The 14,134-nt window shown below is 68.1% G+C and carries 12 protein-coding genes; 7 read left to right on the forward strand and 5 right to left on the reverse strand.

Features of this window, described 5'->3' with window-relative positions:
- Nucleotides 1–72: 72 nt before the first annotated feature.
- Nucleotides 73–1,710 (reverse strand): L-glutamate gamma-semialdehyde dehydrogenase, encoded by a 1,638-nt coding sequence (gene pruA, locus ACFYO1_RS35260; protein ID WP_387240994.1) that lies wholly within the window; start codon nt 1,708–1,710, stop codon nt 73–75.
- Nucleotides 1,711–1,837: 127 nt separating this feature from the next.
- Between pruA and ACFYO1_RS35265 the strand changes: the two genes are divergently transcribed.
- The gene (locus tag ACFYO1_RS35265) at nt 1,838–3,076 is read left to right on the forward strand and encodes a PucR family transcriptional regulator (protein WP_387240997.1); all 1,239 of its coding nucleotides are present in this window, start codon (nt 1,838–1,840) and stop codon (nt 3,074–3,076) included.
- A gap of 1 nt (nt 3,077) precedes the next feature.
- On the opposite strand, the gene ACFYO1_RS35270 is transcribed toward ACFYO1_RS35265, so the two are convergent.
- From ACFYO1_RS35270 to ACFYO1_RS35280, 3 genes are all read right to left on the reverse strand, one after another.
- Nucleotides 3,078–3,380 carry a hypothetical protein gene (locus ACFYO1_RS35270; protein ID WP_387240999.1) on the reverse strand — a complete coding sequence of 101 codons (303 nt, stop codon included), beginning with the start codon at nt 3,378–3,380 and terminating at the stop codon, nt 3,078–3,080.
- Between the two features lie 77 nt (nt 3,381–3,457).
- Nucleotides 3,458–3,973, reverse strand: a complete 516-nt coding sequence (locus ACFYO1_RS35275; protein ID WP_387241002.1) for an AAA family ATPase — start codon at nt 3,971–3,973, stop codon at nt 3,458–3,460.
- A gap of 14 nt (nt 3,974–3,987) precedes the next feature.
- The gene (locus tag ACFYO1_RS35280) at nt 3,988–4,581 is read right to left on the reverse strand and encodes a TetR/AcrR family transcriptional regulator (protein ID WP_387241005.1); all 594 of its coding nucleotides are present in this window, start codon (nt 4,579–4,581) and stop codon (nt 3,988–3,990) included.
- A gap of 296 nt (nt 4,582–4,877) precedes the next feature.
- Between ACFYO1_RS35280 and ACFYO1_RS35285 the strand changes: the two genes are divergently transcribed.
- Both ACFYO1_RS35285 and ACFYO1_RS35290 read left to right on the forward strand, forming a co-directional pair.
- Nucleotides 4,878–6,731, forward strand: a complete 1,854-nt coding sequence (locus ACFYO1_RS35285) for an alkyl/aryl-sulfatase (RefSeq protein WP_387241693.1) — start codon at nt 4,878–4,880, stop codon at nt 6,729–6,731.
- A 169-nt stretch (nt 6,732–6,900) separates the two neighbouring features.
- Nucleotides 6,901–7,788, forward strand: a complete 888-nt coding sequence (locus tag ACFYO1_RS35290; RefSeq protein ID WP_387241008.1) for a hypothetical protein — start codon at nt 6,901–6,903, stop codon at nt 7,786–7,788.
- A 190-nt stretch (nt 7,789–7,978) separates the two neighbouring features.
- On the opposite strand, the gene ACFYO1_RS35295 is transcribed toward ACFYO1_RS35290, so the two are convergent.
- Nucleotides 7,979–9,103, reverse strand: a complete 1,125-nt coding sequence (locus ACFYO1_RS35295) for a BTAD domain-containing putative transcriptional regulator (protein ID WP_387241011.1) — start codon at nt 9,101–9,103, stop codon at nt 7,979–7,981.
- A gap of 352 nt (nt 9,104–9,455) precedes the next feature.
- Between ACFYO1_RS35295 and ACFYO1_RS35300 the strand changes: the two genes are divergently transcribed.
- The 4 genes from ACFYO1_RS35300 (at nt 9,456) to ACFYO1_RS35315 (ending at nt 14,124) form a co-directional block, all read left to right on the forward strand.
- Nucleotides 9,456–10,388: a LysR family transcriptional regulator gene (locus tag ACFYO1_RS35300; RefSeq protein ID WP_150407809.1), complete on the forward strand. Its 933-nt coding sequence runs from the start codon at nt 9,456–9,458 to the stop codon at nt 10,386–10,388.
- 88 nt (nt 10,389–10,476) lie between these two features.
- Nucleotides 10,477–12,168, forward strand: a complete 1,692-nt coding sequence (locus ACFYO1_RS35305) for an AMP-dependent synthetase/ligase (RefSeq protein ID WP_387241014.1) — start codon at nt 10,477–10,479, stop codon at nt 12,166–12,168.
- Nucleotides 12,169–12,271: 103 nt separating this feature from the next.
- Nucleotides 12,272–13,522, forward strand: a complete 1,251-nt coding sequence (locus ACFYO1_RS35310; RefSeq protein WP_387241017.1) for an NAD(P)/FAD-dependent oxidoreductase — start codon at nt 12,272–12,274, stop codon at nt 13,520–13,522.
- Nucleotides 13,519–14,124 carry an SGNH/GDSL hydrolase family protein gene (locus ACFYO1_RS35315; protein ID WP_387241020.1) on the forward strand — a complete coding sequence of 202 codons (606 nt, stop codon included), beginning with the start codon at nt 13,519–13,521 and terminating at the stop codon, nt 14,122–14,124. The genes ACFYO1_RS35310 and ACFYO1_RS35315 overlap by 4 nt, the downstream gene beginning before the upstream one ends.
- Nucleotides 14,125–14,134 lie beyond the last annotated feature (10 nt).

The raw sequence follows: 14,134 nt of genomic DNA on the forward strand, positions 1-14,134 counted from the left end.
GATCTCCTGTGTTCCGCGGGACACCCGCACCCGGTCGGCTTCGATGAGCCGGACTGCGCGATTGTGCCTCATCTACGCCTCCATGTGCGGGTAGCGGTGATCGGTCGCCGGGACGAACGTTTCCTTGATGGTGCGGGCGGAGGTCCAGCGCAGCAGGTTCTGCGGCGAGCCTGCCTTGTCGTTGGTGCCGGAGGCGCGCGACCCGCCGAACGGCTGCTGGCCCACGACCGCGCCGGTCGGCTTGTCGTTGATGTAGAAGTTGCCCGCGGCGAACCGCAGGCCCTCGGTGGCCTTGGCGATCGCGCCGCGGTCGTCGGCGATGATCGCGCCGGTCAGCGCGTAGGGCGAACCCTGGTCGATCAGCTCGAGGGTCTGCTCGAACGCGCCGCGGGCCGAGTCGTCGTAGACGTGCACGGACAGGATCGGACCGAAGTACTCGGTGCTGAACGCCTCGTCGGTCGGATCCTCGCCGAGCAGCACGGTCGGGTCGACGAAGTAGCCGACCGAGTCGTCCGCGTGCCCGCCGGCCGCGATGGACAGGCTCGGCGTCGCCTTGGCCCGGGCGATGGCCTCGGCGTTCTTGTCGAACGCGCGCTTGTCGATCAGCGCGCCGCCGTAGTTGCTGAAGTCGGTGACGTCGCCGTAGCTCAGCGTGGCCACCTTGTCGACGAACTCGCGACCCATCTTGGCCCACACCGACTTCGGGATGAACGCGCGCGAGGCGGCCGAGCACTTCTGGCCCTGGTAGTCGAACGCGCCGCGGATCAGCGCGGTGGTCAGCACGTCCGGGTCGGCGGAGCTGTGCGCGACGACGAAGTCCTTGCCGCCGGTCTCGCCGACCAGGCGCGGGTAGGCGTCGTAGTCGGCGATATTGGCCGCGACCGAGCGCCACAGGTGCTGGAAGGTCGCGGTGGAACCGGTGAAGTGGATGCCGGCCAGGCGGCGATCCGCCAGCGCCACGTCCGAAACTTTCGGGCCCGCACCGTGGACAAGGTTGATCACGCCGGGCGGCAGGCCGGCCGCCTCCAGCAGCTTCATCGTCCAGTACGCGGCGACCGACTGGGTCATCGCCGGCTTCCAGACCACGGTGTTGCCCATCAGCGCGGGCGCGGTCGGCAGGTTGCCCGCGATCGCGGTGAAGTTGAACGGGGTGATCGCGTAGACGAAGCCGTCCAGCGGCCGGTACTCGACCTTGTTCCACACGCCGGGGGAGGAGATCGGCTGATCGGCCAGGATCTGCCGGGCGAAGTGCACGTTGAACCGCCAGAAGTCGACCAGCTCGCACGGGCTGTCGATCTCGGCCTGGTACGCGGTCTTCGACTGGCCGAGCATGGTTGCGGCGGCGATCGTTTCGCGCCACGGGCCGGCCAGCAGGTCGGCGGCGCGCAGGAACACCGCGGCCCGGTCCTCGAACGACAGCGCCCGCCAGGCCGGCGCGGCGGCGGTAGCCGCGTTGATCGCGTCCTCGACGTCGCCGGACTTCGCGGTGGTCAGCGTGCCGAGCACGGCGGCGTGCCGGTGCGGCTGGACGACATCGATCGTCTTGCCCGAACTGCGCCGGTGCTCGCCCGCGATAACGTGGTGCACCTCGGTCGGGGTCGCGCCGAGCTCGGCCAGTTTCGCCTGCAACCGTGTACGTTCCGCACTACCGGGCGCGAACGTGCCGACCGGCTCGTTCACCGGCCGCGGTGTGGACACGATGGCGTCCATGATTCCTCCTGCTGGATGTGGCAACTCTGAGGTCAGGCGAAGTCAACACCGGAAAAACGCGCGGGAAATGGGCTAAAAGGACAAAGATGGGATGAGTGTGTTGTCGAGTTGGCCGAAAGGCGTAGTCGTGGCTGTTGATAGTGGGCTGGTTGCCGCGGACATCGACCTGTTCGGTCTGGCGCAGATCGTCGCGCAGAACGCGGGTGGCATGGTGTTGATCGAGGACCCGCAGTCGCATGTGCTGGCGTACTCCGCCTCCGACGAGGCGGCCGACCCGATGCGGGTGATGTCGATCCTGGGGCGGGAGGGGCCGCGCGAGTATCTGGCGGTCCTGCGCAAGTGGGGAGTGTTCGATCGGCTGCGGCAGACGGACGAGGTCATCGATGTGCCGGAACACGAAGAGCTGAACATCAAGCGCAGGCTCGCGGTGAGCGTCCGGCATCCCGCCGACGGCGCCGCGCGGGCGCCGCGGGTGCTCGGCACGATCTGGTTGCAGCAGGGGGATCGGGAGTTCAAGCCGGACGCGGCGGAGATCCTGCGCGGGGCCTCGGCGATCGCCGCCCGGCTCATCTCGCGCAGTCTGGACGCGCCGTCCACCGAGGCGTTGCTGGTGCAGCGGTTGTTCGGTGTCGGTGGGCCGGTCGACGTCCCGACGGTCGCGGCGGCGCTGAATCTGCCGTTGACCGGCCCGGCCGCCGTTGTCGGGTTCGCGCTCACCGCCACCGAAACCGCGCCCGCCACCGAGCCTTCCGCGCTGGGCAACATGCTTCGCTTGCGCGCCAGCTCATTTCGCAACGACTCGGTGACCGCGACGCTCGGCGACCGGGTGTACGTGTTGCTACCCAGCTACAAAGCCGCGCACGCGGTGACCGCGTGGACCCGTCAGCTCGTCGAGCAGCTGGAATCCAAACGCGCACTGGCACTTCGGGCGGCCATCGCCTGCCCCGTGCCCGAGCTGGGTGGGGTCGCCGCCGCCCGGCGAGAGGTCGACCGGGTGCTAGACAGCACCGTCGCCACCTATCCGCGCGGGCGAGTGACCACCCTCGCCGACTCCCGCACCGCCGTCCTGCTCGGCGAGATCCTCGACCTGGTCGGCACCCGCCCGGAATTGCACGATCCGCGCCTGCGCGCCCTGTCCGACTACGACCGCAAGCATTCCGCCAGCCTGCGCGAGAGCGTCGACATCTACCTGCGCGAACACGGCGACGTCCGCAACGCCGCCACCGCCCTCCAGGTGCACCCGAACACGTTGCGCTACCGCATCCGCCGCGTCGAAGAGATCCTGCGCATCGACCTCACCGATCCCGCCGACCGCATGCTGCTGGAAATCCAGCTCGCCCTGCACCGCCGCGAACACGGCCGCTGATTCAGCACTTTCCGGTGGCCGCGTCCCGGATGCCGGCGATGGTGGATTGGCGGTCCACTTCGCTGAGCGATGGCCATTGGGCGGACTGGGGGAGCATCGAAATCGTTTCCTCCGCAGTCTTGTTCGCCGATTCCTGGCTGACGTCCTTCAGCTTGCTCAGCACCGGCAGATAGTTCTGGCACGACGAACCCCGCACCTGAGCATTCAGCGTAGGCGTCGCCGGCGCGGCATCCTTACCTCCCGACGAACTACACCCGGACAGCGCCAACACAACCCCGATAGCCAGCAAGGCAATGCTTTTCATCCACGATCTCCTCATCAGAATGGGGAGACCCTACCCGCCCCCACCACCCCCGTCCACGCAACTCGAGCCGTGGATGGTCAGGAGGTACCGGCCGCGATCCGGGCGGCCACCTGCGTCGGGGTCAGCTGGGTCGTGTCGATGATCTCGGCTTCTTCGCGGTACCAGACCTGTGCTGCCTCGTAGGCGTCGAGGTGGTCCAGGCGCCATTGGCGGGCGATCGTTTCGACGGGGTCGGATTCGATGCGGCGGGTGAGTTCGGTGCGGTCGGCGTGGAGGACGATGTGGCGCAAGGGGATTGCGGCATGTTCGAAACCGGCGTGGATTTCTTGCCAATACTGGTGGGTGAGCACGGTTTGGGGGATGACCAGGGTGCCGCCGACGTAGTCGAGGACCTGGGTGGCGGTGGCGACGACCAGTTGGCGCCAGGGACGCCAGTCCTGGAAGTTCTGCACCGGTTCCGAGTCGAGGACGTGCCGGAGCATGTAGCCGACGTATTCGGAGTCGAAGATGCGCGACTGGGGCAGCAGGGTGATGAGTTCTTTTGCGGTCGTGGTCTTTCCGGCGCCGAAGGTTCCGTTCAACCAGATGATCATGTCGATCAGGGTAGTCAGGGGCGGTGGGGTGGGGTGAGTAGTGCGTGGAGGGAGTGGCGGATGGCGCTGGTGGCTGCCTTCTGGGTCAGGCCTCGGCGGTCGGTGAGGTGGTGACGTAAGGGCCAGGCGAGGGTGGCTTCGAGTAGGTCCAGAAGATGGGCGGGGTCGGGGTGGGAGAGTTCGGGGGCGAAGGTTTCGGCCAGGGCGGCGCGGATTCTGCTGTCGGTGTGGCGCATTCGTTGATCGATGGCGGGGATGCGCTGGGATTCCAGGAGACCGAGGATGCGCGGGTTGCGTTGGCGGGCGAAGATCGCCTCGCTTTGGCGGAGGGCGGCGTCGATGCGCCGGGCGAGCGGGAGGCCGGGGTCCGGGTGCTCGATGAGGGCTTCGACTTCGGCGGATTGCTGGTCTACGACGGCGATGCGGAGGTCGTCACGGCCGGGGAAGTGGACGAAGATGCTGCGCTCGGAGACGCCGGCCCGGGCGGCGATGTGCTTGGTGGTGGGATCGGTGTCGCCCTCGATGACGAGGGACAGCAGGGCGTCGACGATGGCGCGACGGGTCTGCTCGGGGTTACGTCGTCGCCGGGGTCGGGTCGCCTCGCTCATGTGGTTCATCCCAGCACATGGTGACACTATTGCAGTCTGGCTGCAATAGTGGGTAGGGTCGGCGGGGCTCAGCGGCCTGGCTGTGCCGATCGAGATGGGAGCGCGACGTGGACGGTGAGCAGGAGAAAGGCTCGGTGGCGCGAGTATCCCGGCGGGGTGTGTTCGGGGTCGGTGCGGCCGCGTTGGCGGCGGCGGGGACCGGGGTCGGGCTGAGCGGGTGCGGGGACTCGGTGACGCTGAATCCGTCGGCGAAGCCGGTCGAGCCGAGCGCGCACGTCGCCGAGGCGAACCAGCGGATCGCCGCGACCTTGCCGTTCGCCGATACCGCCGACTTCGCGGACGCCGACCGCGGCTGGATCGCGTCGCTGGAGCCGGGCGTCGTCCACGACGGCACCGGAAAGGTAGTGTGGGACAACGACTCCTATGGTTTCCTGCGGGAACCCTGTCCGCTGTCGGTGAATCCGAGCCTGTGGCGGCAGTCGCAACTGACCGTCAAGCAGGGACTCTACGAGATCGCGCCCGGCTTCTTTCAGATCCGCGGCCTGGATCTGTCGAATATGACTCTGGTCGAAGGCGATACGGGCGTCATCGTCATCGATCCGCTGGTCTCGGCGGAGACCGCGGCGGCGGGCCTGGCGCTGTATCGCAGGCACCGCGGCGACCGGCCGGTCACCGGCCTGATCTACAGCCACGCGCACGTCGACCACTTCGGCGGCACCCTCGGAGTCACCACGAAAGACGAGGTCGCGGCCGGTCGCTGCCCGGTGCTCGCGCCGTCCGGATTCCTCGAACACGCTGTGTCGGAGAACATTTACGCCGGAACGGCGATGGCTCGACGGGCCGCGTACATGTACGGAGCCGCCCTGCCGCGCGGTCCGAAGGGGCAGATCGGCGCGGGCCTGGGGCAGACGACCTCGGTCGGCACGATCACCCTGCTCGCGCCGACCAGGGACATCACCCGTACCGGCCAGGAAGAAACGATCGACGGCGTCCGGATGGTGTTCCAGCTGACCCCGGGCACCGAGGCGCCCGCGGAGATGAACTTCTACTTCCCGGACCGCCGCATCCTCTGCATGGCCGAGAACGCCACCCACACCATGCACAACCTGCTGACCCTGCGCGGTGCCCTGGTGCGCGACCCGCACGTCTGGTCCAGGTACCTGACCGAGTCGGTCAACCTGTACGCCCGCAATGCCGATCTCGTCTTCTCCTCCCATCATTGGCCGATCTGGGGCACGGACAAGATCGTCGAGTTCCTGTCCGTGCAGCGAGATCTCTACGCCTACCTGAACGATCAGACCCTGCGCCTGCTCAACCAGGGCTACGTCGGCAGCGAGATCGCCGAGATGCTGCGACTGCCGCCGGCGATCGCCGAATCCTGGTCCACCCGAGGCTATTACGGCTCGGTGTCACACAACGTCAAAGCCATCTACCAGCGCTATATGGGGTGGTTCGACGGCAATCCCGCACACCTGTGGGAACATCCGCCGGTCGAATCCGCCGAGCGGCACGTCGACGCCATGGGCGGCGCGACCGAAACACTGAAGAAAGCGCAAAATGCCTATGACACAGGCGATTACCGCTGGGCCACGCAGCTGGCCAACTATGTGATCTTCGCCGATCCACGCAACGACACCGCGAAACGCTTGCAGGCGAGCATCTTCGAGCAACTCGCCTACGGTGCCGAGAACGCCACCTGGCGCAACTTCTACCTCAGCGGCGCGGCCGAACTGCGCAACGGCTCATTCGGCACGCCGACCCAGGGCAACTCCCTCGGTGTGCTCGCCGCGCTCACCGTCGACCAGGCCTTCGACGCGATGTCGTTGCGCGTCAACGGCCCCGCGGCCTGGGACACCACCATCACCTCCGACTGGCGCTTCCCCGACGACAACAACCGCCTGCACCGCGCCGAACTGCGCAACGGTGTGCTCATCCACTACGACCGCACCCCGGCCGACGGCCTGCCCGCCGCCGACGCCACGGTCACGCTCACCAGGGCCGCATTGGCGCGAACCCTGCTGGCGGGTCAGGATTTTCAGGCCGCGGTAGTCAAAGGGGACATCACCATCGAAGGCGACATCCTGGCGCTGAAGAAGCTGAAGGACCTGTTCGACAAACCGGACCCGAACTTCGCCATCGTCACCCCGTGACGGTCTGTTCCCCACTCGACTGGGGAACGCCATGACCGTTCCTTCGTGACATGCTTCAGTCGGCTGTTCGGAAAGGAGCGGCAGACAGCGCGGACCTGCACGTGCGCACCAGGTCTCGGCAGTTCCGGCTGCGTGAAAACGCCGACGCCTGCGAGGGATTGGTTGACCGATGCGAAAATCTGGCCCGATCACCGGATCGGTACTGATAGTGGCCGGGCTGCTGATCACCGGCTCGGCGGCGCAGACCACCGCGCACCCGAACACACCGGAGAATACGTCGGACAACTCGTCGGCGCTCTCGATCAGCCTGCCGGACCTGACGACCACCGAGCCGCCGCCGGCTGATCCGCCGCCGCCGGATCCGGCCCCGATCGACGGCGGCCTTCCGGACGACAGCACGACGCCCGCCGATCCGCCGATCGTGCCGCTGGAGTCCACGCCGTCGGAATCGCCGGACTACACGCCGCCGGTCGACACCCCGGCGGACCCGGCGCCCGTCGCGGACCCGGGCACGACGGATCCGCCCGTCCTCACCACGACAGATCCGCCGATCACCACCACGGATCCGCCGATCACGACGACAGATCCGCCGATCACGACAACGGATTCGCCGACGCCGTCCTACCCGTCGGATTCGTCGTACCCGACGCAGCGACCGCGGATAGAGCTGTCGATCGAAGTGACGATCCAGGTCCCCGGCAGGCCACCGGCCCCGTGCGGCGTCTACTACTGCCCGACTTCGACACCATCTGTGTCGCCGACACCAACGTCTACGCGTCCACTCGAACCTTGCCCGACCACATCGACCCCGTCGAGCACCCCGCGACCGACCACATCCCCGCCGCGAACCCCGTCCACCGTCCGCCTCCCGCCCGCGATGTCCACCACGACACCGACATCCACCCGGACGACGACCCCCACGCCTTCCTGCCGCCCCGTCACCACAGTCCTGCCGTACAACCAGCAGCCGACCACGACGCCGACGACCACCCCATCGCGAACCCCCACCACGACTCCCACCCGGACGACCACTCCCACACCGACCCCGCGCAGATAAAACGAGAGCGCCGAAACCGACCACCGCCGCGGATTCCCGAACACGACGGGCAGTACGCGTCAGGGGGCGAGGAGCGGCTGGTGCGGATCAGGTCCGCGGTCGATTCAGGGGTCGACCAGTCGGTCTCGGCTGAAACCAACCCTCGCTCCACCCACCAACGGCCCACTAACGACGCGCCAACGAACCGGTCTCACCCCGTCGGGACCAGCGTGAACGTCAGCTCGTAGTCCCCGATCCGGATCACCGCCCCGTCGATCAGCACCCCGGTGTCGGCGATCCGCAGTCCGTCGACGAACACCCCGTTCGACGACAGCAGATCCTTGATCAGATAGGTCAGCCCGTTGTGCAGAATCGCCGCGTGATGCCGGCTGACCTTGCCGTGCTCGAGCACGATGTCGTTGTCCGGCAACCGCCCGAGCCGGGTGACCGTGCCGGTGAGCGGGTACGTCCGGCCGGACCGCTCGCGCAGCAGCGCGGTCTGCGCACCGGAACTCTGCTCGACGATCGTGGTCGCCCCGATCGAGGCCGCCACCGCTTGTGCCCGGCTGTCCAGGGGATCCTGCCGGAGGATGCGCGTTTCCAGCTCGCGAATGGGCGGGCTCGGATCGATGCCGAGCTCCTCGGCCAGCGTCGCCCGCAGCCGCCGGGCAGCGTCGAGCGCGTCGGATTGCCGACCGTCCACGTACAACGCGGTGATCAGCTGCGCCCACAGCGGCTCGCGCAGCGGATAGTCCCGGACCAGCAGCGCCAGTTCGGAGGCGACGAGGCGGGCCCGCCCGCGCGCGATATCCGCCTCGGCCCGCGCCTCGATCGCGCTGAGCCGATCGTCGTCGAGCACGGTCGCGTACGCGTCGGCGAAGGCGAGCCCGCGCAGATCCGCGAGCACCGGCCCGCGCCACTGCCCGATCGCATTGGACAGCAACTCGCTGGCTTGCTGGTACTGCCCCGCGCTCAACGCCCGCAACCCGGCGTCTTTGCGTACCCGGAACCGCTGCACATCACTGGCCTCGTCGGCGACCGTCACCCGGTACCCGGTACCGACTTGAGCCAGCACGGCCCGCGCATCGATTCCGTTGTCCCGCAGCGGCTTGCGCAGATTCGAGACGATCGTGTGCAAGCTCGTCCGGATGTCCGGCGGCGGGTTGTCCTCCCAGACCGCCTGCGCCAGCGCCGCCACCGACACCGGCCGATTCGCGTTGATCACCAGATACGCCAGCACCGCCCGCTGCTTCGGCCCGCCGAGCGCCTGCCCGGCGCCGTCGATGGTCAGCTCCACCGCGCCGAGTACGCCGAATTGCGCGCGCGCCTCGGTCATGGCAGGTCTCCTCCCGCGTGCTGGCATTCATCCGTCGCCCGTGAGCCTACCGAGCCCGGTGCCCGGTCCCGGTGGGCGAGCGCGAAACGCGCGGCGCCGAAGTGCTTCGGCTACGGCATTGTCGCTGGCCCGCAATGCTTTCCGGTGCCGCCCGGCGCGTCGGGGGCTTGCCCCGCGCGGCCCGATCGGGGATGCTGGATGGTCACGGGATGCGACTTAGCACATTTCTCCGCCGGACCGGGGCGAGTTCACCCGCCCGCAACGGTCCCGGCAACATCCGTGCGATCGCGGTTCATCCGGGGTTACCCGGCGCGGCCTACCTTTCGGGGTACGCGGAAAAGGAGCCTGCGGCATGGAGTTCCGACATCTGGTTTCATTCATCACGATTGCCGAAGAGCTACATTTCGGCCGCGCAGCGCAGCGCTTGCATCTCACGCAGCCAAGTCTCAGTGCCCAGCTACAGAAGCTGGAGAAGTCGTTGGGCGTGCAACTGGTCGCACGCAACTCGCACGAGGTCAAACTGACCCCGGCGGGCCGGGAGTTCGAGGGCCAAGCCCGCATCATCGTCGCGCAGATGGACCGAGCCGCCCAGGTCGCCAAGGCGACCGCGGAGGGGCGGGCCGGCACCCTCAACATCGGCTACAACCTGCCGGCCAGCCGGCACGTGCTGCCCGACGCGTTGACCAAGATGACCGAGCAACACCCCGACATCGTGGTGTCGCTGTGGGAGAAACGCACCGGGCCTCAGCTCGCGGCGCTCGCCGACGGCTCGCTCGACCTGGCCATGGTCTATGGCCACCCGAGCACCACGGATTTCCGGTATCGGCGTCTGCTGCACCGGGTTCCGCTGGTGGCGGTGGTCGGCCGCAGGCACCGATGGGCCGACCGGCCCGGCGTGCCGTTCGCCGAACTGGAGGGACAGGAGTGTGTGCTGTTCGCGCGCGAACAGTGTCCGGCCATGTACGACTCGATCTTCCGCGCGGCGGCCGATACCCGGATCACGCTGTCGGTCGCGCAGACCGCGGACGATCCCGGTGCGACCGCGCACATGGTCTCGGTGCGGCCGCTGGTGGGGTTCGCCTCGCTGCCGCGCGCTATTTCGATGGGTATGGGCGCCCCGGGCAGCAGCTCGGTGGCGGTGAAATTGCTCGATCCGGTGCCGACTCTGGATTTGTACGCGGTGTGGCGTGCGGACGAGTCGAATCCGGCGGTGTCGCTTTTCCTGGAGTGCGTGGCATCCCCGGAACCGGCACGCATCGATATTGCCCGCGCGGTGTCGGCCTAGTCCCGTCGATAGGCCATGACATTCGCGCGGTAGGAACCGCGATATCGACCGGTCCGTAATTCGGGATTCGCGACCAGAATTCGACACTGTGAAGAAAGTGTCTGTCACCGCGGTATCCAGCACCGAGAATGGAATCGACCTTCCGGACGACGCGAGTTTGTACTCGGTGATTTCCGGAGCGGCCGCCGAACACCCGCAACGGCTTTCGCTGTGCGGCGCGGACGGAACGCAACTCACCTGCGCCGGCGTCGACCGGCAGGCCCGCGCACTGGCCTCCGAACTGGCGGCGCGCGGGGTGGCGGCGGGAGATCGGGTCGCGATCCTGGGCCGCACCGGCCTGGAGTGGGCGCTGCTCGACTGTGCCCTGCTCGCGCTGGGCGCCGTGGTGGTCCCGGTGTACCCGACCTCCTCGGCCGCGCAGATCGAGCACATCCTGTCCGACAGCGGCAGTGCGTATTTCGCCGCCGAGGACGAGACCGACGCGGTACGCCTGAAGGCGGCCGGCGCCGAGCAGGTCTGGACGTTCGCACAGCTCGCCGGCTGGGCGGACGGCGAAATCGACCCTGGCCTCGCCGAACGCGTCGCGGCGGTGCGCGCCGACGACCTGGCCATGATCGTCTACACCAGCGGCACCACCGGAGTGTCCAAGGGCTGCTTGATCACTCATCGCAACATGTTCGTCTCCGCGGCCAACACGGTGCGCCAGACCGGCACGGTGTTCGACGGGACGACCGTGCTCGCGCTGCCGCTGTCGCACGTGTTCGGCCAGACCATCCTGTTCGCCTGCCTGGCCGGCGGCAGCCGCACGCATCTGCTGCCCGGCATTCCGGATCTGGTGCCGGTGCTGCCGGTGCTGCGCCCGACCTTCCTGGCGCTGATTCCGTTCGGGCTGGAGAAGATTCGCAAGCACTGCCGCACGCTGCTCTCCGGCGCCGAAGAACAGGAGGCGGTAGCGCGCGGGCTGGAATCGCTGAATGCGCAAGCGACCCCGGAACTCTCGGATCATCCGGTGGCCGCGGCGCTCGGCGGGCGGCTGCGCCACGTCATCTCCGGCGGTGCGTCCCTTGACGATTCGACCGCGGGCTTCTACGCGGGCTTCGGTGTGCTGCTGCTGAACTGCTACGGGCTGACCGAGGCGGCGACCGCGGTGACCGTGAGCGCACCGGAGACCAACCGGCTCGGCACGGTCGGCAGGCCGATCCCGGGCACGTCGGTGGCGATCGCGGCGTCCGACGGCGAGGTCCTCGTCGGCGGTCCGCACGTCTCGCCCGGTTACTGGGGTGCGGCCGCGGATCAATCCGTGGTCGACGACGAAGGCTGGTTGCGCACCGGCGATATCGGCGAAATCGACGCCGACGGATATCTGCGCATCACCGGCCGCAAGAAGGAAATCCTGGTGACCTCCGGCGGCAAGAATGTCGCGCCGGCCCCGCTGGAAGACCGGGTGCGACTGCATCCGCTGGTGAGCAACTGCATGGTCATCGGCGACGGCCGCGACTTCGTCACCGCCCTGATCACCCTGGATCCGATTCAGCTGCTGCGCTGGCGCGAGCAGACCCCGGACGGCGATCTGTCCGCCGCCATCCAATCCGCGGTCGACGACGCGAATTCACTTGTCTCCAGGCCGGAGTCGATCCGGGCTTTCCGGATCGTAGACGGTGATTTCACCGTCGAGGACGGATTGTTGACTTCGTCACGGAAATTGCGCCGCGCCGCGATCGCCGCGGCGTATGTCGCGGATATCGACATCCTGTATCGGCCGCGGCAACCCGCTGTATAGGCGACACCGATCGCCCGATGAATTACGGCTTCCCCGGTGGTTATCGCCGCGGGCCGGCCACAGACTCGATTTCAGTATTCGACTACCGGAAAGTGATGCGAACATGTACGACGTCATCGTTGTCGGAACTCGGGTCGCGGGTGCTCCGCTGGCCATGCTGCTGGCCAGGAAGGGCTACCGGGTCCTCGCGGTGGACCGCGCCACCTTCCCCAGCGACACCCCCTCGACCCACTACATCCACCAGGCCGGCCTCGGCCTGCTGCAGCAGTGGGGTCTGCTGGACCAGGTCGTCGCCGCGGGCACCCCGGCGATCCGGCACCTGAATTTCTCCTACACCGACATCGTGATCAAGGGATTCGCCGACGTGTCGGCCGACGGCATCGACGCCGTCTACTGCCCGCGCCGCACCGTGCTGGACAAGATCCTGGTCGACGCCGCGGGCAATGCCGGTGTCGAGGTGATCCACGGATTCACCGTCAACGAGCTCATTTTCGACGGCGACACGGTGGCGGGCATCCGCGGCCAGGCCGGCGAGGGCGCCGAACAGGAGTTCCGGGCCAAGCTGGTGATCGGGGCCGACGGCTCGAACTCGACGGTCGCGAAGGCGGTCGGCGCCGAGGTCTACGAGGGGTCCCCGGCGGCGTGCTTCATCTACTACTCCTACTACGACGGCCTGGACTGGGGCATGCAGCACCGCACCGGCTTCGGTGAGCAGCAGTTCGCGTCCTGGCCGACGAACGACGGCCTGGCCTTGGTCGCGGTGATGCGCAAGCGGGACCGGTTCCGCGACTTCCGCACCGACCCGGATGCCGGCGTGCAGGAGATCGTCTCCCAGATCGACCCGGAACTCGGTGTGAGCCTGCGGGATTCGGGCAAGCGGGTGGAACAGTTCCGGCCGATGCTGTACCCGGACAACTACCGCCGCCGCTCGTTCGGTCCCGGCTGGGCGCTGGTCGGCGACGCCGGTTACCACAAGGACCCGTTCACCGGCTGGGGCATCACGGACGCGTTCAAGTACGCGCAGCTGCTCGCGGATCTGGTGCACGAGGGCCTGTCCGGCGCTCGCCCGATGGCCGAGGCGCTGGCTGAGTACGAGCGCGAGCGCGATGCGCAGAGCGCCAGTACTTATGAACTGACCGAGAGCATTTCGGGCCTGTCGCTGTCGCCGTACTACGACTCGGTGTTCCGCGCCACCAGCTACGACGCCGAGTACACCAAGGGCTTCTTCGGCCTGATCGCCGGAATTTACTCCCCGGAGAAGTACTTCGGCGAGCAGGAGCTGGCCGACCTGTACGAGAAGGTCGACTTCCCCGCCGACGCGCGGCATGTCAGCAAGAACGGGATCTCCGCATGAGCATGCCCGGCCTGACCGCGTTGGGGGACAGCTTTGTCGAGGGCCGCGGCGATGCCGCGGCCGGGGGCGGGTACCGCGGCTGGGTGCCGCGACTCGGCGGCCAGCTGGGGCTGCGGCCCGCGGCCGTACGCAACCTCGGGGTGCACGGCGCGACCACCGCCGTGGTGGTGGAACAGCAACTGCGCCGGGCGGTGTCGGCCCGGGCGGCGCTGTTCGGCGTCGTGGTCGGGGTGAACGACCTGGTCAGCGATTTCGACGCCGCGCGCTTCGAACGCAACCTCGCCACCATCTTCGGCGCGTTGCGGGCCAGTGGCGCAACGGTTTTCACCGCGAGCTACCCCGATATCCCGGCCCGGCTGCCGGTGCCGGACGGTTTCCGCGCCCTGCTGCGGGAGCGTTTCGATTTCGCCAACCTGGTGCTCGCCGAGGTCACCGCCGACACCGGAACGCTGCTGCTCGATATCGCCACCGAACCCGAGTGGACGCGGCCCGAGGTGTGGACCGAGGACGGCCTGCACCCGAGCTCGCTCGGGCACCACCTGTTCGCCGCGGGCGCGGCCGAGCTGATCGCGTCGCGGACCGCGACCACCGTCGCCGCCTGATCTTTCCATC

Origin of the sequence: Nocardia sp. NPDC006044 (assembly GCF_042871115.1) — a bacterium.
Taxonomy (GTDB): domain Bacteria; phylum Actinomycetota; class Actinomycetes; order Mycobacteriales; family Mycobacteriaceae; genus Nocardia.

Bases quoted from the DNA above. Each gene is read 5' to 3' on its own strand.
- pruA (WP_387240994.1), bottom strand. From the start codon at position 1,710: ATGGACGCCATCGTGTCCACACCGCGGCCGGTGAACGAGCCGGTCGGC.
- ACFYO1_RS35295 (WP_387241011.1), bottom strand. From the start codon at position 9,103: ATGACCGAGGCGCGCGCGCAATTCGGCGTACTCGGCGCGGTGGAGCTG.
- ACFYO1_RS35280 (WP_387241005.1), bottom strand. From the start codon at position 4,581: ATGAGCGAGGCGACCCGACCCCGGCGACGACGTAACCCCGAGCAGACC.
- ACFYO1_RS35275 (WP_387241002.1), bottom strand. From the start codon at position 3,973: ATGATCATCTGGTTGAACGGAACCTTCGGCGCCGGAAAGACCACGACC.
- ACFYO1_RS35290 (WP_387241008.1), top strand. From the start codon at position 6,901: ATGCGAAAATCTGGCCCGATCACCGGATCGGTACTGATAGTGGCCGGG.
- ACFYO1_RS35300 (WP_150407809.1), top strand. From the start codon at position 9,456: ATGGAGTTCCGACATCTGGTTTCATTCATCACGATTGCCGAAGAGCTA.
- ACFYO1_RS35315 (WP_387241020.1), top strand. From the start codon at position 13,519: ATGAGCATGCCCGGCCTGACCGCGTTGGGGGACAGCTTTGTCGAGGGC.
- ACFYO1_RS35310 (WP_387241017.1), top strand. From the start codon at position 12,272: ATGTACGACGTCATCGTTGTCGGAACTCGGGTCGCGGGTGCTCCGCTG.
- ACFYO1_RS35270 (WP_387240999.1), bottom strand. From the start codon at position 3,380: ATGAAAAGCATTGCCTTGCTGGCTATCGGGGTTGTGTTGGCGCTGTCC.